The sequence below is a fragment of the Asaia bogorensis genome, from assembly GCF_900465345.1.
GTDB lineage: Bacteria > Pseudomonadota > Alphaproteobacteria > Acetobacterales > Acetobacteraceae > Asaia > Asaia bogorensis_A.
In genome coordinates this window covers 1-17,211 of sequence record NZ_UEGO01000034.1, presented here as the reverse complement: position 1 = coordinate 17,211, position 17,211 = coordinate 1, and the positions used below count along the sequence as shown (strand labels likewise).

At 61.0% G+C, this 17,211-nt stretch carries 15 protein-coding genes; 7 read left to right on the top strand and 8 right to left on the bottom strand.

Annotated features, from left to right (window positions below; all coding sequences use genetic code 11):
* Positions 1 to 100 precede the first annotated feature (100 nt).
* The 3 genes from ED655_RS13065 to mntR form a co-directional block, all read right to left on the bottom strand.
* Positions 101 to 2,095 (bottom strand): TonB-dependent receptor, encoded by a 1,995-nt coding sequence (locus ED655_RS13065; RefSeq protein ID WP_408735683.1) that lies wholly within the window; start codon positions 2,093 to 2,095, stop codon positions 101 to 103.
* 484 nt (positions 2,096 to 2,579) lie between these two features.
* A complete protein-coding gene (locus ED655_RS13060; RefSeq protein ID WP_122050537.1) occupies positions 2,580 to 3,965 on the bottom strand; it encodes an Nramp family divalent metal transporter in 1,386 nt (461 codons plus the stop codon).
* Positions 3,966 to 4,413: 448 nt separating this feature from the next.
* Positions 4,414 to 4,866, bottom strand: a complete 453-nt coding sequence (gene mntR / locus ED655_RS13055) for a manganese-binding transcriptional regulator MntR (protein ID WP_031241733.1) — start codon at positions 4,864 to 4,866, stop codon at positions 4,414 to 4,416.
* 380 nt (positions 4,867 to 5,246) lie between these two features.
* On the opposite strand from mntR, the gene ED655_RS13050 reads away from it, so the two are divergent.
* The 7 genes from ED655_RS13050 to ED655_RS13025 all read left to right on the top strand — a co-directional run bounded on the left by ED655_RS13050 (position 5,247) and on the right by ED655_RS13025 (position 12,397).
* Positions 5,247 to 6,206, top strand: coding sequence for a glutaminase (locus ED655_RS13050; RefSeq protein ID WP_122050536.1), 960 nt, complete (start codon positions 5,247 to 5,249; stop codon positions 6,204 to 6,206).
* Between the two features lie 68 nt (positions 6,207 to 6,274).
* Positions 6,275 to 6,991, top strand: a complete 717-nt coding sequence (locus ED655_RS13045; RefSeq protein ID WP_122050535.1) for an acetolactate decarboxylase — start codon at positions 6,275 to 6,277, stop codon at positions 6,989 to 6,991.
* Between the two features lie 128 nt (positions 6,992 to 7,119).
* A complete protein-coding gene (locus tag ED655_RS13040) occupies positions 7,120 to 8,679 on the top strand; it encodes a sodium:solute symporter (RefSeq protein ID WP_122050534.1) in 1,560 nt (519 codons plus the stop codon).
* Positions 8,672 to 9,616 carry an N-acetylmuramic acid 6-phosphate etherase gene (locus ED655_RS13035; protein ID WP_240993663.1) on the top strand — a complete coding sequence of 315 codons (945 nt, stop codon included), beginning with the start codon at positions 8,672 to 8,674 and terminating at the stop codon, positions 9,614 to 9,616. The genes ED655_RS13040 and ED655_RS13035 overlap by 8 nt, the downstream gene beginning before the upstream one ends.
* The gene (locus ED655_RS13030) at positions 9,613 to 10,809 is read left to right on the top strand and encodes an anhydro-N-acetylmuramic acid kinase (protein ID WP_122050533.1); all 1,197 of its coding nucleotides are present in this window, start codon (positions 9,613 to 9,615) and stop codon (positions 10,807 to 10,809) included. The genes ED655_RS13035 and ED655_RS13030 overlap by 4 nt, the downstream gene beginning before the upstream one ends.
* A 143-nt stretch (positions 10,810 to 10,952) precedes the next feature.
* Positions 10,953 to 11,096 carry a hypothetical protein gene (locus ED655_RS15620; protein ID WP_023979983.1) on the top strand — a complete coding sequence of 48 codons (144 nt, stop codon included), beginning with the start codon at positions 10,953 to 10,955 and terminating at the stop codon, positions 11,094 to 11,096.
* Positions 11,097 to 11,374: 278 nt separating this feature from the next.
* Positions 11,375 to 12,397, top strand: a complete 1,023-nt coding sequence (locus ED655_RS13025; protein WP_122050532.1) for an L-idonate 5-dehydrogenase — start codon at positions 11,375 to 11,377, stop codon at positions 12,395 to 12,397.
* Between the two features lie 366 nt (positions 12,398 to 12,763).
* Here the strand turns inward: ED655_RS13025 and ED655_RS13020 are convergent, their stop codons facing one another.
* The 5 genes from ED655_RS13020 to ED655_RS13000 all read right to left on the bottom strand — a co-directional run.
* Positions 12,764 to 13,330, bottom strand: coding sequence for a PqiC family protein (locus ED655_RS13020; protein ID WP_122050531.1), 567 nt, complete (start codon positions 13,328 to 13,330; stop codon positions 12,764 to 12,766).
* Positions 13,327 to 14,289 carry an MlaD family protein gene (locus tag ED655_RS13015; RefSeq protein ID WP_122050530.1) on the bottom strand — a complete coding sequence of 321 codons (963 nt, stop codon included), beginning with the start codon at positions 14,287 to 14,289 and terminating at the stop codon, positions 13,327 to 13,329. Before ED655_RS13015 ends, ED655_RS13020 begins: the two co-directional genes overlap by 4 nt.
* Positions 14,286 to 15,080, bottom strand: coding sequence for an ABC transporter ATP-binding protein (locus ED655_RS13010; protein WP_122050529.1), 795 nt, complete (start codon positions 15,078 to 15,080; stop codon positions 14,286 to 14,288). Before ED655_RS13010 ends, ED655_RS13015 begins: the two co-directional genes overlap by 4 nt.
* A 3-nt stretch (positions 15,081 to 15,083) precedes the next feature.
* The gene (locus tag ED655_RS13005; RefSeq protein WP_122050582.1) at positions 15,084 to 16,190 is read right to left on the bottom strand and encodes an ABC transporter permease; all 1,107 of its coding nucleotides are present in this window, start codon (positions 16,188 to 16,190) and stop codon (positions 15,084 to 15,086) included.
* A 350-nt stretch (positions 16,191 to 16,540) separates the two neighbouring features.
* Positions 16,541 to 17,211: energy transducer TonB (locus tag ED655_RS13000; RefSeq protein ID WP_162993521.1), on the bottom strand; the 671-nt coding region annotated here is incomplete at its 5' end.

The following is a 17,211-nucleotide window of genomic DNA, read 5'->3' as shown; positions in this document are numbered from 1 at the left end:
TAAACGCATGAACCTTGCCAGCGTCGAAATCGCGGTCTCATTTCTGCGTGAGGGAAAGCACAATACCCCTCACGCAGAAGCCCCGGCATTGCTGACCAGTTCAGAAACTGCTGACCACCGAGAAGAACATGCCCCGCCGCTGGCCGTACTGGGCCTGGGTGACGCCCACGCCGCTGCCGTCGCGCAGCTGGTAACGATGGTCGAACAGATTGACCACATCGGCCCTGACCTTGAGGGAATGCCCAACCGGCACCTTCGTGAAGGTATGGGCGTAGCCAATGTTGAAAATGGCATAGGCTGGCTGCTTCTCAAGATTGGCAAAGCCGCTGCGCAGGCCGTAGCCATACAGGAAATCGAGATAGGCCATATCATGCTTGTTGGCATAGGAGACCCCGGCTGAGGAGGTGAACTCCCCCTGATGATCGAGCTGTATGCCGTGGCGCTGGATATAGGCCAGTTCTGCTGCCTCGAACTGGTATTGCGCTGAGTTGATGTCCTTCGCCCAGGTCTTGACGAAGGAGAAATTGCCATAGACCGACCAGCCTCCGTGACGCCATGAGTTGCCGATTTCCGCCCCGTAAACGCGGCCGCGGCGATAACTGAACGGTGCAAGAATGACCGCGCGCCCGAACTGCCCCAGATCGCCCTGGTCATGCGCCCATTTGCCAAACGCATCGATCGTGATCTGATAGTCGCGCGTGACATGCTGGAGAATACCGACATCGACGTAATGGGATTTCTCAACCCGTGTGGGTGTGTTGAGCATCGTATCGGGCGCATTGGTCGTGCCCGCGAATTTCTGAAGCGTCGCATCCGATATGTATTGCGGCGAGGGCGGCGCGAAGTAACGGGAATAGCCGAAATGTACCGTGGTCGACGGGCTGGCTTTCCAGACCATATTGGCGCGCGGGCTGACCTGTCCCTCACTATGGAAGGACGAGGCAAAGCGGTCATAGCGCAGCCCGTAATTGAACGTCAGGCGCGGTGTGATGTGGAATTCATCCTGGATATAGGCCCCGGCCTCGACGGCCCAGTTTCCGCTATGATCGATGATGCGCCTCGGGTCGATCGTGCTTTGGGCACCGGTCTCATCAACAGGAAAGGCCAGCGTGTCGGTATCGAGCTTTTCGGCCGTATATTGCGCGAGCAGGCCGAAGCGCAGCACGTGATGGGGGGCAATATCGTAGGAATTGTCGATTTGCAGACCGCCCGTGGTGAAATCATTCACCTCGTGCTGCGATATGCCTGAAAAAGCGAGATCCCTGTTCGGGTCATTGCGATAGCCGATGCGTCCGTAGCGGAAATAGGGCGAGATCTGCAGGTTCAAATTCTCTGTGCTGCGCTGATAGGACATCACAGCATAGTAGTTCTGCTCGCTTTGGCCGTCGCGCAACAGACGCGACTGGATGTCCGGATCACCGGGTGCAATGGTGGAGGACTGATAAAGTATGGGCAGGGCGGTTGTGTTGGGCAGCTCGAAATCGGCGTAGGAGGCGCTGGTCAGGAAACTCAGCCGGCTTTCATCGTCAATCTGATAGGCGGCATAACCGAAGGCCTTGCCCTGCTGGGTCGTGTCATGCGTGGCGCGAAAGCTGTTCGTCGGGTTTTCAATGCCGATGTCGTTCCGGTTGTAGGAGGCCGTCACGAAGTAGTCCCACCGGCCCTTCGATCCTCCCAGTTGCAGTGACGGAATGAACGTGTTGTAGCTCCCGCCATAGAGTGAGACCTGGTTTTCCCTCAGCGTTGCGCCACTCTTGGTCTTGACGTCGATGACGCCCGATGTGCGAAAACCGAACTGGGCGGGGAGCGTGCCTGTCAGCAGGTCCACCGACTGGATGATACGACTATCGAGTTCCTGCCCGAAGCCGTTCAGCCCCTCAGGCAACAGGACGCCGTTCACACGATAGGTGAGGCCGCCATGCTCGCCACGCACATGCACCTCGCCATAGCTGTCCATCACGACACCGGGGAGCCGGAGCAGGATCTGGCTGAATGCGGCGTTTTCACCTCCCGGTGTGACCTGTATCTGCCGTTGGTCGATGCCATAGGAAACCGCCCCCAACCCCGGTGCGAGACGGCCACGGGCCTGATCCATATGGGCTGTGACAGTAATTTCCTCCCGATGCGGGGGAGGGGCGGCACTTGCCACGGCAGGCTCGCTGCCTGCTTTCGACGGCTTTGCCCTGTCCTTTGACCTCGCAACAGATTGGCGGCCTGTATGTGTGGCAGACGGTGCCGGGCGATCCCGATGCGCAGGTGGCTCCGGCGGTGATGCCAATGGGGATTTTCGCACGGGATCGGCAAGGGTTGTACCCGCCATAAGAAGGAGGGCCGTCGGCAGGCCAACCCAGAGCGCAGGGCGGCAGCAGAAGCTGGAATTATGAGTGAGTGCTCTACTGAATTTCATATACTCAGTATTATAGCATTTGCTAATTTCGAATTCGAGACGAGACATGAAAGGGTCCTGAGCAGGATTGAGGGGCCAGAAGATGAAAGGAAGCGGTAAGATGCGGGATTGCCGAGGCATTATGGCCCGCCGTGTTGCAGGCTGAGCCATGACGCGGCGAAAAGTGCGGGGATCAGCTCATAAGCGTATCGTAGAGCAGCTTGAAGTTGAGCAGCAGGATCACGCCAGCGACGCCCCAGGAGAGCAGCTTCATGGGTGTGCCAATCGTGAATTGACCCATCTTGCGCTTGTCAGAAACGAACATCACGAGTGGGATGACCGCAAAGGGTAGCTGGAGCGACAGGACGACCTGGCTGAAAATCAGCAACGTGCCCACGCCATGATTGCCGTAGAGCGCCGTGACCACCACGACGGGCAGAATGGCGAGGCCACGTGTGACGAGGCGTCGGGCCCAATGGGGCAGGCCAAGATGAAGAAACCCCTCCATCACGATCTGCCCGGCGAGTGTGCCGGTAACTGTCGAGTTCGTGCCTGCAGCGAGAAGCGCGACCGCAAACAGGGTTGAGGCCATGCCCATGCCCAGAATGGGCGAAAGCAGGCGATAGGCGTCCTCGATTTCCGCTACGTCCTGATGGCCGGTATTGTGAAAAGCGGCGGCCGAAACAATCAGGATGGCGGCGTTGATGAAGAGCGCCAGCATGAGCGCCACGCTGCTGTCGAGTGTCGCCCATCGCAGGGCCTCACGCCGCCCGGTCTCGGTACGCGGGTAGTCACGTGTCTGCACGATGGATGAGTGCAGATAGAGATTATGGGGCATGACCGTCGCGCCGATGATGCCGATCGCGATATAGAGCATGGCGGGATGCGTGACGATTTCAGCCCGTGGGATGAAACCGGCCAGCACTTCTGCCACAGGGGGGGCTGCCGCCACGATCTGTGCCGTAAAACACAGGGCGATGATGCTCAGAAGCGCGATAATGAAGGCTTCGAGATAGCGGAAGCCCCGATTCATCAGAAACAGGACGATCAGCGCGTCAAAGGCCGAAATCAGCGCGCCTGCCAGTAGCGGGATATGGAACAGGAGTTGCAGGGCCACGGCCGTGCCGATCACCTCGGCCAGATCACAGGCAATGATCGCAAGCTCGCAGGTGAGCCAGAGCACGAGGTTCAGAGCGGGCGGAAAGTGGTCGCGGCAGGCCTGCGCCAGATCGCGTCCGGTGACGATACCCAGACGCGCTGCAAGGGCCTGAAGGAGAATGGCCATCAGGTTGGAGATCATGATGACCGAAAGCAGCGTGTAGCCAAACTGCGCGCCACCTTGCAGATCGGTCGCCCAGTTGCCGGGGTCCATATAGCCCACAGCCACCATGTAGCCCGGACCGACGAAGGAGAGGAAACGCCTTATCCAGCCCGACCCTTCCGGCGCAAGACGCACGGATGAGAAGACTTCCGGCAGGCTTTGTCCCTCACTGCCCAATGCGCGGACGAACCGCCGGGCTTTGGGCCCGGGAGGAGCCGGGTCGGGATGCGTCCCGCGAGCAGGTGGAAGAGAGGACATGATGCGTTACTCAAACCCAAGGCTTAGAAATATGCAATATACTATATTCACGAGTGGACAGTTTTGTGGACGCTAACGGTCCTGATGGCGCGAAGTTGAGCAGGTATTTCCGCGCGGGCTGATGAGACTGCGAGCGGCAACGTCTGGACCGATCACGCAGCCTCGTCATGGGGGGAGACAGGCAGAATGGAGGAAGGGATACGCGGCGGGCGAAGAGATGTCGTCCGGTAGAGGATGTTGTCAGCCGTCCATACCCCAAACGAGATGCACGCTTCGTCTACCGTGTCAGGGCGGGCTGTCCTGCGAGCAACGCGTGGACTGCCGAAGGGGAGGGTGTTCGTTCAGTCGATCTGCCGCGCAAGGCTGCTGCGGGCGGTGAAGACAGGCATGAGATGGCTGGAGCGCTGGCGCTACCGCGTTCCCGTTGCAGGGTTGCCAGAAAGCGAGGTCAGGACCGGGGGGATGGCGTCATGAAAGCGGTCAGGCCTGCTTCAAGCGCCTTGTGGAAAGCGGCCAGGGTCTCGTCACTGACATAATGCTCGATCCCCTCTGCATCGACCCGCACCGTCTCTTCGCTGATACCCAGAGCGCGGAGGAAATTCTCGACGATCTGATGACGGTTCTTGGCCTGATTGGCGACATCCTGCCCCATCTCGGTCAGGAACACGCCGCGATAGGGGCGGCGATGCACGTAGCCCTCATTGGCAAGGCGGGTGAGCATCTTGGCGACTGTTGGCTGTGAAACCCCCAGGCGGGTTGCGATATCCACCTGCCGCGCCTCATGGCCCTCAGCCAGAAGATCGGCAATGAGTTCCACATAGTCTTCTATCAGGGCATTGCGCCGCGCCGCCCGATTGAGACGAAAGCCTTCGGACTGCGTGTCGATATCGGGCAGGGTCATGTCACCTGCGCCGCTATCAGGCAGACCCGGCAAGGCAAACGCCTTCTCGCCCGGCTTTACATCCGCCTTTCCGCCTGCATCCTTACCCGATCGTGTCTTGCCGCCATTCATGGGTTTCTCATCGCAGATTAGGCGGGCAAGCTCAACCGTGGCGCCGATATGGCACAGTCAGAAAAGAGGCGGTGTCATAGGGCCATAGCCGTCCTGTGATCACGTCACGGTGCCTGACCGCGGCCCGCCTGATCCGGCATTGTGCGCCGCCCTCGTGCATGTCATGTCTCTGGCCTCAGCCGGCTGTTTGGACCGGGTGATGAAGGGCCGATGTTTCGTGACGAAGGCGGGCCCCACGACGGAACAGGAAAAGGCAGGAAGGACAGGATATGGCCGATCTCGACAGCATCGTTGCCGAAATCGCGCGTGACATGCAGATGATTACCGAGCGTGGCCATGTGGCAGATTACATCCCGCCGCTTGCCTGCGTCGATCCTGCCAAATTCGGTATTGCGGTCATTGACGCAGGGGGCACCGCTCATGTGGCCGGCGATGCGGATGAAGCCTTCTCGATCCAGAGTCTCTCCAAGGTATTCGGCCTGACCCTCGCCCTCACGCTGGAGGGAAGCGAGCTCTGGAGCCGCGTGCGTCAGGAGCCGTCGGGAAGTGCCTTCAACTCGATCGTCCAGCTGGAGAGCGAGCACGGTATTCCCCGCAATCCGTTCATCAATGCCGGGGCCATCGTCATTTCCGATATTCTGGTCTCCCGGCTGGGTCGTCTGGGTGCGCGTCAGGCGTTGCTCGATTTTGCGCTTTCGCAGTCCGGCGCGCCACAGGGGCTGCATATCGATGAGAACATGGCCCGCCAGGAGCGCGATACGGGGTTTCGCAATGCCGCCCTCGCCAATTACATGCGTACTTTCGGCAATATCAGAAATCCGATCGAGGACACGCTCGATCTGTATTTCCACCAATGCGCGCTTACCATGTCGTGTCGTCAACTGGCTGAAATCGGTTGTTACCTCATGACGGGCGGGGTGGATCTGCGTTCGGGGCGGATGATCACCTCTGTGCCCGATGCCCGTACCACCATGGCCCTTATGATGATGTGCGGGCATTATGACGGGTCTGGTGCCTTTGCCATCCGGGTGGGGCTGCCGGGCAAATCCGGCGTGGGCGGCGGTATTCTGGCCATTGCGCCCGGGCTGGCTTCGGTTGCCGTGTGGTCGCCGGGGCTGAACAGCCAGGGAAATTCCCTGCTCGGAACGCTCGCGCTTGAGCGTCTGGTGCAGCGAACCGGCTGGTCGGTGTTCAACCCGTTCCCCCTCTCGGTTCAGACCATTCCCTGATTGATGCGTTAGACCTGACAGGATGACGCTGCGCAGTGGCGTTGAAGAATGGAAGGAGAGTAACCGTCGTGAGCCGTATTACCCAGTTTTCGACCATCGGGGCCCTGATGGCCGGACATCTGCAGGCTGAGCAGAAAATCGCATCGCTATGCGCCTGCCACGAAACCGGGTTCGGTCTCGGTTGTTCTGCCGGGCTCAATGGCGAACTCACGATCTGCGAAGGGCGTGTTTATGAAGCAACGGCGGGCGAGCCCTTGCACGAGTTGCCGCAGCACGACGCGGTCCCTTTCGTGCAGATCACGGCGTTTCAGCCTCAGTTTCAGGTCGAGGTCGAGAACATCACCCACGAGACGGTTTATGACAGGCTTTGCACCCTGATCGCGCCCGATAATATCTTCATGGCGGTCAGCGTGACGGGGCTGTTCGACCATCTCGTGCTTCGCCGCCCCCATCGCGCTGCAGGCGAGAACGATCAGCATCGCGATGTTGAAGCTGTTGCCGCGAGCCAGAAAATCGACAGGTTCGAGGGGATAAGGGGCCGATTGATCGGTTTCTGGACGCCCGCCCTGTTTGGTCGCATTTCGGTTCCCGGCTTTCACTTCCATTTTCTCGACGATGAACGCCAGATAAGCGGGCATGTGCTGGAATTTGCCGCCCGTCATGCAACGCTCAGCGCGGAGGAAAAACCGACCATCGAGATTACCAACCCGCAAAGCGACTCGTTCCGGAATCGAACCATCGAGACGGACAAGCTCGATGACATGATCCACCGTATCGAGAAATAACCCGCCCCGGGCCACGGGATGCAGGGCCGGACAGGCTGAACTGGCGAAAAGCTCAGGCCGCGTGCTTGCCATGATGGTGTTCTTCGCCATCATGGGCACTTATTCGCCTTTCTGCCGGGTCCGACGCCATGCATCCGCTCGATCGTCTTGTCATTCTGCTCTATTTCGCGGGGCTTTGTTTCCTGGTCTGGCGTGTCAGTCGCCGCTCTGCAGGGTCGTCGCGGGATTTCCTCTCTGCGCATCATGACCTGCCGTGGTGGGCCCTGTGTCTCTCCCTTGTGGCGACCGAGACATCGACCCTGACATTCATCAGTATCCCGGGTATCGGCTATACGCAGGGGATGGTTTTCCTCGGTATCGCCGGGGGATATTTCATCGGGCGTGGCCTGGTCGCCCTGTGGTTTCTGCCGCGCTATGTCGAGGGCTCGATGACGAGCGCCTATACCGTGCTGGGCGCGCGTTACGGGCCCCCCATGCAGCGTCTGGCGTCCGGTGCATTTCTGGTCACGCGTTTCATGGCCGAGAGTATCCGCCTGCTTGCCGGCGCATTGCCCATCGTCTGGCTGTTCACGCAAAGCGGGCTGCCTATGGGCCGCTGGAGCGTCCTGTCCGCTATTCTGGTTTTCACGTTGTTCTACACAATTCTCGGCGGTCTTCGTGCGGTTGTGTGGTCAGACGCCATCCAGCTTGGCATTTACGGTTTCGGGGCAGTGTTCTGCGTGGTGTATGTCCGGCTCGGCATGGCGGGGCATGGCGCGCCGGGATCTGGTGCAGCAGGGCAGGGCTGGTCCATGGCCGTTCAGTCGGGCAAGCTCGCAGTCTTTCATCCCCTGACCGCACAGAACTGGCTGGGTGATCCCTTCACCCTCGCCGCCTCCCTTTTTGGTGGGGCTGTGCTCTCCATTGCTTCTCACGGCACAGACCAGCTCATGGTGCAGCGTATTCTGGCAGCGCGTTCATTGCGGGAAGCCCGCATGGCCCTGATTGGCAGCGCTGTTGTGGTGGCGGCCCTGTTCGGGCTTCTCTCCCTTCTGGGGGTTCAGCTCTGGGTTGCCCGTGCAGGACGCAGCCTTGCTGCGGATCATATGATGTCTTCCGACGCGCTTTTTCCTCATTTCATGATTGAGGCCTTGCCCGCCGGGATTGCCGGTCTGCTCATTGCCGGGGTGCTGAGCGCCACGATGGGGTCGCTCTCTTCCACGCTCAACGCGATGGCCGGGGCAAGCCTGACTGATTTCGGTCCGAGGCCCCGTCGGTGGATCGAACAGGCGATGCAGCATATCGGCTATCGGCCTGGCCCGCTCTCTGTGCCACGCTTCATGACCCTTTTATGGGGGGCTGTGCTGCTTGTCGGGGCCGCCCTGTTCACGATGGGAAGCAAATCGGCGGTTGTTCTGGGGCTTACCATCGCCGGGTGGTCCTATGGGCCGACATTGGGGGCGTTTCTCTGCGCGCTGTTTCTGCCCCGCCTCGGGGCACGGGCGGTCATGGTGGGGTATGTCGCATCCCTTGCGGGTATGGCGCTGGTACTGATCGTTGGTCAGTTGCGTGGTATCGCGATTGCCTTTTCATGGCTTGTGCCACTGGGCATCCTGTTTCACCTTGGCGCCGCGGGGCTGTATCGCGCTTTGGCGGGACAGCGCGCCGCTCGCCCAGAAGCTGCCAGTCAGGAGCCCCAACGTGACTGAAACACCGTCAGATATCCTTCCGCAGAAGCACGCTGTGGAGAAACTCCAGACGGAGCAGCAGGACCCGCGCTACGCCACGATCGAGCTTTGGCCGACGGCAACGATCCTCGATGCGCTGGCTGAAGCGCAGATGGCGGCCACGGCGCTTGTCCGGGCGGCTGTTCCATCGCTTGAAGCAGTCGTCGAGGCGGCCCTGCCGCGTTTGCGGCGGGGAGGAAGGCTCTTTTATGTCGGTGCCGGCACGGCGGGCCGGGTAGGTATGCAGGACGGGGTGGAACTGACTCCCACCTATGGTTGGCCGCCGGAGAAGCTGGTGATGCTGCTGGCAGGAGGCAGTGCCGCCGTATCGCAGGCTGCCGAGGGTGCCGAAGATGATGAGAAGGCGGCCTGTGCTGAGATGGACGCCAACCATGTGGGTCCCGATGACGTGGTGTTTGGCATCGCGGCGAGCGGCAACACGCCTTACAGTTGCGCGGCGCTCGGTTTCGCGCGCAGCAAGGGCGCGCTTACCATTGGCATAAGCTGCGTGGCAGAGGGTCGCCTGCTGCGTGAGGCCGAGCTTGGCATTGCACTGCCAACAGGCGCCGAAGCGGTTGCGGGCTCGACACGGCTCAAGGCAGGGACGGCGCAGAAAGCAGCGCTCAACCTGCTCTCGACCACGCTCATGATCCGTCTCGGGCATGTCTATCAGGGGCTGATGGTGGATATGCGTGTCACCAACGCCAAGCTGGCGCGGCGTGCGATCGGCATGGTGCGCCGCATTGCCGGGGGAACCGACGCGGAGATCGGGAATGCGCTGAAACAGGCTGATGGCAATGTCAAACGTGCTGTGCTGCTCCGTCACGGCATGACGCTCGAGGAGGCCGAACTCGCCCTGAGGACGCATGGGGGTGATCTGCATGCGATACTGGGCCGCGAGACAGAGACCGATTCATGATCCCGTCCCGACAGGATGACGGGCCCCCAACGGGGCATGACGGCAGATCTGAAGGCGCGGGCAGATTTCTGCGCGTGATCGGGCTGATGAGCGGTACATCGCTCGATGGGGTGGATGCTGCCCTGATCGAGACGGATGGCGTGAGCGTACGGTATCGCGGCGCTGCGCTCAGTTTGCCTTATGAGGCCTCGTTGCGTGAGCGTGTTTATGCCCTGTTCGGCCAGGCAGCCGCCTTTGCCGGTGAGACGCTCGACGCCCTGCCGGAAGAATTCAGGGCGGTCGAGCGTGAGTTGACCGATGCCCATGTGCGGGCCGTGCAGCAGGTGCTGGAGCAGGAAGGCACGGCCGATCTTGTCGGGTTTCATGGCCAGACACTCTATCACGCGCCGGAACGGGGGCGGACATGGCAGATGGGTGATGCCTCTCGTCTATCCCATCTGACCGGGCTGCCGGTCATCCATGATTTTCGTTCGGCCGATGTCGCGGCAGGCGGGCAGGGCGCCCCTTTGGCACCTTGGTATCATGCGGCCTGTCTGGGCGATATGCAGGGGCCCGTGGCGATCCTCAATATCGGCGGCGTGGCCAATGTCACCTTCGTCGGGGCGGATGGGACCATACTGGCAGGCGACACTGGCCCGGGGAACGCGCTGCTCGATGACTGGGCCCTGCGCCATACAGGCGTGGCGTGCGACCGGGATGGCGCTCTGGCGCGTGCGGGGCAGGTCGATCAGGCTATTCTGGCCAGTCTGATGGCCGATCCTTTTTTCGCACGGCCCCTGCCCAAATCGCTGGATCGGCAGGCTTTTGCGATGGCGCTGGAGCGCGTGTCGGGCCTGGGGGCAGAGGATGGCGCCGCGACCCTTGTGGCATTCACGGTGCGCAGTATTGCCCAAAGCGTCCTGCCAGAGGTGCCGCGTGGCTGGTTTGTGTGCGGGGGAGGGCGTCACAATCCGTCGATCATGCAGGCGCTCGGCCAGAATTTGCCGGGCACGGTCGCGCCGGTGGAAGCATTGGGGTGGAATGGCGATATGGTCGAGGCGGAGTGCTTCGCCTTTCTCGCCATGCGCAGCTTGCGCGGCTTGCCGCTCTCATCGCCTGGCATCACAGGGGCGCCCGGTTTCGGCTCGGGGGGCAGGCTGAGCTGTTCAGCCCTCGTGCCGTCGTCGGTTCTTGCAGGGGCGTTCGCCCGTTGAGGGTGTTGCGGGCGTGGGTCTGCGCGTTCTTTTATCGCGTCAGTCCAGCCATCCCCAAGGCGTGATGCGGATCTCGACTGACCCCGATTGACACTCTGTGCAGGCTGGTGCGTTGATGACCTGTAACAAAGGATGGACCGAGCATGGGCAAATTGATGGCATTTCTGGTGGGCGCACTCGCTCTCACTTCCTGTAACGGGATCGATCATGCGGCCTGCGCCAATGATCCGACGGCCACCTCCTATCAGGTGACGAGCGCAAAATCGGTCCTGCATACCTGCAACTGATCGTCCTTTCATTCCGGCGAGGCGTCCGAGAGTCGTCTCGGAATGAAGTGAAAAGGACGAGCCGGGTCGACTCTTACCATCGGTCAGTCTGTCTCATAAATGTGACAGTCTCTTACCTATGGGAGAGGGGGGCGAATTCGCCGGCCTGATGACCACTTTTCTAAAGTCAGCCGATCGTCGTCGAGACGGAAACACGGCTAATTGAGCGAACGCGACCGGAACAAGTGGCGCATCACTGCCTTTCTCACTTCACCCGTTGCGAAAGGCCGTCCTGACCGATGAATCAAGCTCTCGTCATTCACGCACCCCGTGACCTGCGTCTTGAAGCCTTTGAGACGCCCCCCCTTGGGGCAGGCGAAGTCATGGTGCGTGTTGAAGCAGGGGGCATTTGCGGCTCAGACCTGCATTATTATCATCATGGTGGTTTTGGCGCGGTGCGCATCCGCCACAAGATGGTGCTTGGACACGAAGTTGCCGGGCGCATTGCGCAAAAAGCTCCGGACGTGCAGGGGCTCGCGATTGGCGATGTTGTGGCCGTCAATCCGGGACTGGCCTGCGGTCACTGCGCCATGTGTCTGTCGGGGCTGTCCAACCACTGCACTGATATGCGCTTTTACGGCAGCGCCATGCGCAACCCGCATGTGGACGGTGCCTTCCGGCAGGAACTGGTTTGCAAGGCCGTGCAATGCGTCAGGGGTTTTGAGAAATCACCCGCTGATCTTGCCTTGGCCGAACCCTTCGCGGTCGCGCTTCATGCCGTAAATCGGGCAGGGGCATTGCTCGGCAAAAAGGTTCTCGTCACCGGGGCCGGCCCAATCGGAACGCTTGTTGCGATCGCTGCGCGGCTGAATGGTGCGCGGCGGGTGGTCGTCACGGATGTCCTGCCTGAGCCGCTTGTGATTGCGCGCGAAGCAGGGGCGGACGAGGTCATCAACGGACGCGACAATCCTGATGCGCTTGCGGCCCTCAAGGGGCAGGTCGATGTGATGATCGAGTGTTCAGGCAATGAGCAGGCACTCAGGAGCGGGATCGATCTGATGAGCCCTTGCGGAACCATTGTGCAGCTTGGTCTCGGCGACGATGTGACCCTGCCGCAAAGTCGGGTCGTGGCGGGTGAATTGAACTGGGTCGGGTCATTCCGGTTCCGCGAGGAATTTGCCCTCGCCGTTGAGTTGATCGATAGCGGCAAGGCCGATCTCTCTGCCCTCGTGACCCATCGTTTTGCGCTCGATAAGGCGAGAGAGGCATTTGATCTGGCGTCAAATCGCAAAGAGGCCATGAAGGTACTTCTGACGCTGTAAAATACGCAGGCATAGCCGATCTCGATTGAGCCGGGGTGGGAACGTACGGTCTGACTGGCGACAGGCTCTCGAATTTCAGTCCCTGCGCCCACATGCTTTATGCAACTGGGGTGAGCCGTAAGTTGCTGTTTATGCGTGACGCTGTCTCGTCCGCACTGCCTGTCCGGGCTTTGGTTCGACAGACGCCAGATAGGATCTCTCCTGATAGGCTGACACTGGCTGCTCAGGGACCAGATCAAACCTCGACGAATCATGGTCAGGCCCCTGGAGTAGCGGCACGACACCAACCCGATAAGGCTCCTTGAGCCGTCAATGGTGTCCGCGCTGGGGGTATTTTACCAGAGGGCCGGTTCAGTACTAATGGCCTCAGCGCGGTGGCGAGGGGCTGGCGATGCGGTCAGCCAATTGCTCGAACAGTTTCTGCAGCAGGGCTGCCTTGGCCGCATCATCGGCCACACTGCCCTGCACGGTCAGACTGGCACGGCCCTGACGCGCAGGGCGGGACTCGTCGCCGGGCAGATCAGTCCATGAGGCGAGCAGAATAGCCTGACCCTGCCTGGTCAGATCCATACGTTCAATTGTGATGCTCAGGCGTGACTCCGGGGTTTCCAGCGGTGAGTGGGCCGTGACCGTGCGTTGCGGCCAGTCCTGCGAAAGGCGTGCCACGATCAGATCGGTCGCTGATTGCGACAGGCGGCTGGCCCAGCGTCCGTTGCTGCTGCGTATCAATCGGCTGCCATCACGGACCAGGATGTCTTGTGTATCCAGATAGTCCGGCATGACGATACGCGGAACATAGACCACCGCCGTTCCTGTGCCTGCCGGTAAGGCCGTGCCCGGATCCGGGGCAATTGTATAGAACTGTACGGGCGCCGAGGCACAGCCCGTCAGCAGGCCCAGAGCGATGGCCGGAATAAGCTGGCGCGTTTTCATTGGCGGCGTCCTGTCAGCAGAAGTTGCGGGTTGCGCTCCACATCATTGGCAAAGCCGCGCAACGCTGCAGCCGCCGAGGCAATATCGCGCAAGCTGGCATCCAGATTGGCGCGATCAATCGAGCGGGGTGAGGTCATGCCTTGCAGGTTCGACAGCGTCTTGTTGGCGGTCACCATGGTTTCGCGGCTGTTTTGCAGCAGCAGACGCAATTCCTGCCCGCGCGCCGTCAATTGATCGGACCCGGTCGTGGCCAGCCGGTCCACGCTGGCCAGGGTGCGCAGCAATTGCGGCTGGACGGCTGTGATCATGTCATGGGCGGCATCGAGTGTCGCGCGTGTGCTCTGCGATGTCTGTTGCAGGTTGTCGGCAAGGGCCGGCAGGCGCTCATCGAGCATCTCTGCCAGATGGTGCATGATGGCGATTGTTGCAGCCGCGTCATCGCTAAGCTTGCGCAAAGGCAGATGGGTGATGGTGTTGGTAATGGCCTGAATGGACGATTGGCGCGTCGGGATCTCGGTTTCGTTCGTGAGTTCGGGATGCAGGATTGCCGGCGTATTGGGTGAGATGTCGAGATCGATCTGCGACGTGCCCGTGACAAAGCTCTTGAGGTTCATCTCACCGCGCAGACCATGATCGACGAGGCTTTTCAGGCTCGGAAGATGGCCATGCTTCTGCCCGGCCACCAGAATATCGTCGCGTCGCAGCGTGACATAGACCGGGATATAGGCCTCGCGGTTTTTCGGATCGTATTCGATGGCAATGCGATCGACCGCGCCGACCTGAACGCCACGGAAATTGACCGGTGCACCCACAGAGAGACCGTTGGTTGACCCACGAAAGATCAGAACCGCCCGATCTGTATGGGTGAACGGATGGAAATTGCCGAAAAAGACAAAGGCCGCCACCATGAGGGCCATACCACCCAGCACGAATGCGCCGACAAGGGCTTGCCTGTTCATGAGGGGGATCCTTCTTCGTTGCGTTGCCGGTTCATGAAAGCATGGACCTGACTGTCGTCGCAGTGATCGCGCAGAAAGCGCGGCGAGCCGTGCGCGATGGGTCTTTTGGTGATGGCATCGAGAAAGATGCCATCGTCTGCGATACTGAACAGACTGGGCAGTTCATGGCTCACGATGACGATGGTCGCGCCCAGACCGTCACGCAGATTAAGGATGAGGTCATCCAGACGCGCTGAGGTGATCGGATCGAGCCCCGCAGAGGGCTCGTCGAAAAACAGGATATCGGGGTCTAGGGCCAGAGCGCGTGCAAGGCCGGCGCGCTTGCGCATGCCGCCGCTGATTTCCGACGGTGCGAGATCGATGGCGTCGAGCAGGCCCACCAGAGCGAGTTTGAGCTCCACCAGTCGTCTGATGGCCCGGGCATCGAGAGAGGTGAACATCTGCAGGGGCAGGGCGACATTCTCGCCCACAGTCATGGAGCTCCACAGGGCACCGCTCTGGAACAGCACGCCAAAGCGGTGATTGATCTGCGTGCGATCGGCATCCGTGCCTTTCCAGTAGTCCTGCTCGCCAACCATGAAGCGGCCTGTACTGGGACGCAGCAGGCCGATCATGCTTTTGAGCAGGGTGGATTTGCCGCAGCCCGAGCCCCCCATCACCGCGAAAATGCTGCCCCGCCGCACCGATAGATCGATATGCGACTGGATGATTTTGGGGCCGAAAGCGAGGGTCACGTCCTGCATTGTCAGGATGGCGGGAGCAGGGGGCTGTGTGTCTGTCTCGTGGCTCATGGCTCAGACCCCCAGACTATTGGCGATGACAGCAAAGATGGCATCGAGTGCAATGACCCCGACGATGCCAATCACCACGGCCCGCGTTGCGGCAATACCGACATCTGCCGCCGATCGCCCTGCCTTGAGGCCGATGCGGCAGCTCGTCAGCCCGATGAATGCGCCAAAAACGATGCTCTTTATGAAACCAAAGATGAACTGGCCGATGCCAAAGGCAATGACGGTCTGATGAAAATAGCCAAGGCTCGTGATGTCGAGCATCGATATGGCCACCACATAACCACCCAGCATGCCAATCAGGCAGCCATAGAGATAGAGAAACGGCATGGTGACGACGAGCGAGAGCACGGCGGGCAGGATGAGATAGGAAGAAACCGAGATGCCGAAAACCTTCAGCGCGTCGATTTCCTCATTGCCCTGCATGGTGGATATGCGTGCGGCATAGGCCCCGCCTGTGCGCCCGGCCATGATGATGGCCGTCATGACCGCTGCCATTTCGCGCACGGTCGCAATGCCGACCAGACTGGCGACATAGATACCTGCGGCAAATTTCTGCAGCTGTACGGCACCGACGAAGGCCAGAATGGCCCCGACGAGAAAATTGACGACCCCGACGATCAACAGTGCTGACGGGCCTGCGTTGAACAGATCGGAAAAGAGGTCACTACGCCGTAGGCCAACACGCCGGAACAGCGAGCGGAACGCGGCCAGCGCCGTGCGTGAGGCCATGCCGGCAACGATGCCTGTCTCGGCGAATACATCAATCGCTTTGCCCCCGACATGTTCGAGGAAGGGCTGGCGGGGTTTTCTCCTCGGCGTCGCGGGGCCAGCCTGATCAGGAAGCAAATCGAGCAATTGCTGCATCGGATGCGGCAGGGACGTAGTGTCGAACACGCGCTGTGACGCATCGCACAGGCGGCGCACATCCCACAAAAATGCGATCAGCCCGGTATCCCAGCCCGTGACGCCAGAGACATCGCAGGTCAGTGTGGTGGCCTTGCCCATCGGCGCGAGTGCCTCAACCGTGCAGTCCGGCAGCGCTGAATCATGACTAAGCCAGGATCCCGTCAGGACGAGTCGTGCCGGGGGAGATGCCATGTCCTGCGTCATGCGATCAGGGGGCGGGATGATCTCAAACCGGCCGGTTGGCGTCGTCCCTGCCGCGTCGGCCGTTGGACGCGCGTTCAGGACAGGCGATGTGTCTGGGGTGTCGGGGGTTTGGCGCATCAGGCCGTCACGCTGTCAGGTTAGCTGGACAGGAGGCGTATTGTCGGTGCCGTAGCGGAGGCTTTTGGTTTACTGCCATCATGCGGTGGTATTGTGAGGGCAAGACGGCGCCCGCGCAAGAACAGCGGGCCCCACCCGGGGCAGGCTGCCCGACATGTGATCATTGCAGACCGTTCCGGGCGGCGGCGTTCAGGTCGCCTTTTCGCCCAGACATCCAGGGTCAGGCCGTTCGATCAATGTTCCTCCATATAGAATTCCACAGGAACGGTAAGGCTCAGCGTGGCACCCGGTATGGTATCGGGCGGGGCGGGCAGAGGCTCGGCGCGCCGGACAAGCGCGAGGGTCTCGTCATCCAGCAGGGCATAGCCGGTCGGTCTGACGAGACTGGCCGAGAGCACATGGCCTTTGCGGTCCATCGTAAAGCGCAGCATCACGGTTCCTTCCTGATGCTCGGCCTGTGCCTGTGCCGGATAGCGCTTGAAGCGTTCAAGCCGCGCCAGAAGACTGCCCTGCCAGCTTGCCTTGGCCTGTGACATTTCCCGCGTCGAAGGCGCTCCCTTGGCGCTGGTGGCCGATACGGCCGAGGGGGGCGCATCCGAAGGTGGGGGTGCGGCATTCGCTGTCGACTGCGTTGGCACGAGTGGAGCGACGTGGCGCGGTACGGGCGGTGTGGGCGTTACCTTGCGACGCACCGGCGGCACCTTGATTTTGGCAGGCACCGGCACGGGCGGCAGGGGGGCGGGCGACGGAGGAGCCATGATCTCGGGAGGTTTTTCAGGTGCGGGCAGTTCCGGCGTGGCGACCTGAGGTGGCCCGGGCGGCCGCTCCTGGGGCGGAGAAGGAATACTGGCGGGCTCGGGTGCAAGATCAATGGCGATCGCAGCAGGCGGGGGCGCATAGGGGA

What these genes read in the sequence shown, in the direction of transcription:
- ED655_RS13065 (WP_408735683.1), bottom strand. Translation starts at nt 2,095, where the DNA reads ATGGATCAGGCCCGTGGCCGTCTCGCACCGGGGTTGGGGGCGGTTTCC.
- ED655_RS13060 (WP_122050537.1), bottom strand. Translation starts at nt 3,965, where the DNA reads ATGTCCTCTCTTCCACCTGCTCGCGGGACGCATCCCGACCCGGCTCCT.
- mntR (WP_031241733.1), bottom strand. Translation starts at nt 4,866, where the DNA reads ATGACCCTGCCCGATATCGACACGCAGTCCGAAGGCTTTCGTCTCAAT.
- ED655_RS13050 (WP_122050536.1), top strand. Translation starts at nt 5,247, where the DNA reads ATGGCCGATCTCGACAGCATCGTTGCCGAAATCGCGCGTGACATGCAG.
- ED655_RS13040 (WP_122050534.1), top strand. Translation starts at nt 7,120, where the DNA reads ATGCATCCGCTCGATCGTCTTGTCATTCTGCTCTATTTCGCGGGGCTT.
- ED655_RS13030 (WP_122050533.1), top strand. Translation starts at nt 9,613, where the DNA reads ATGATCCCGTCCCGACAGGATGACGGGCCCCCAACGGGGCATGACGGC.
- ED655_RS15620 (WP_023979983.1), top strand. Translation starts at nt 10,953, where the DNA reads ATGGGCAAATTGATGGCATTTCTGGTGGGCGCACTCGCTCTCACTTCC.
- ED655_RS13025 (WP_122050532.1), top strand. Translation starts at nt 11,375, where the DNA reads ATGAATCAAGCTCTCGTCATTCACGCACCCCGTGACCTGCGTCTTGAA.
- ED655_RS13020 (WP_122050531.1), bottom strand. Translation starts at nt 13,330, where the DNA reads ATGAAAACGCGCCAGCTTATTCCGGCCATCGCTCTGGGCCTGCTGACG.
- ED655_RS13015 (WP_122050530.1), bottom strand. Translation starts at nt 14,289, where the DNA reads ATGAACAGGCAAGCCCTTGTCGGCGCATTCGTGCTGGGTGGTATGGCC.
- ED655_RS13010 (WP_122050529.1), bottom strand. Translation starts at nt 15,080, where the DNA reads ATGAGCCACGAGACAGACACACAGCCCCCTGCTCCCGCCATCCTGACA.
- ED655_RS13005 (WP_122050582.1), bottom strand. Translation starts at nt 16,190, where the DNA reads ATGACGCAGGACATGGCATCTCCCCCGGCACGACTCGTCCTGACGGGA.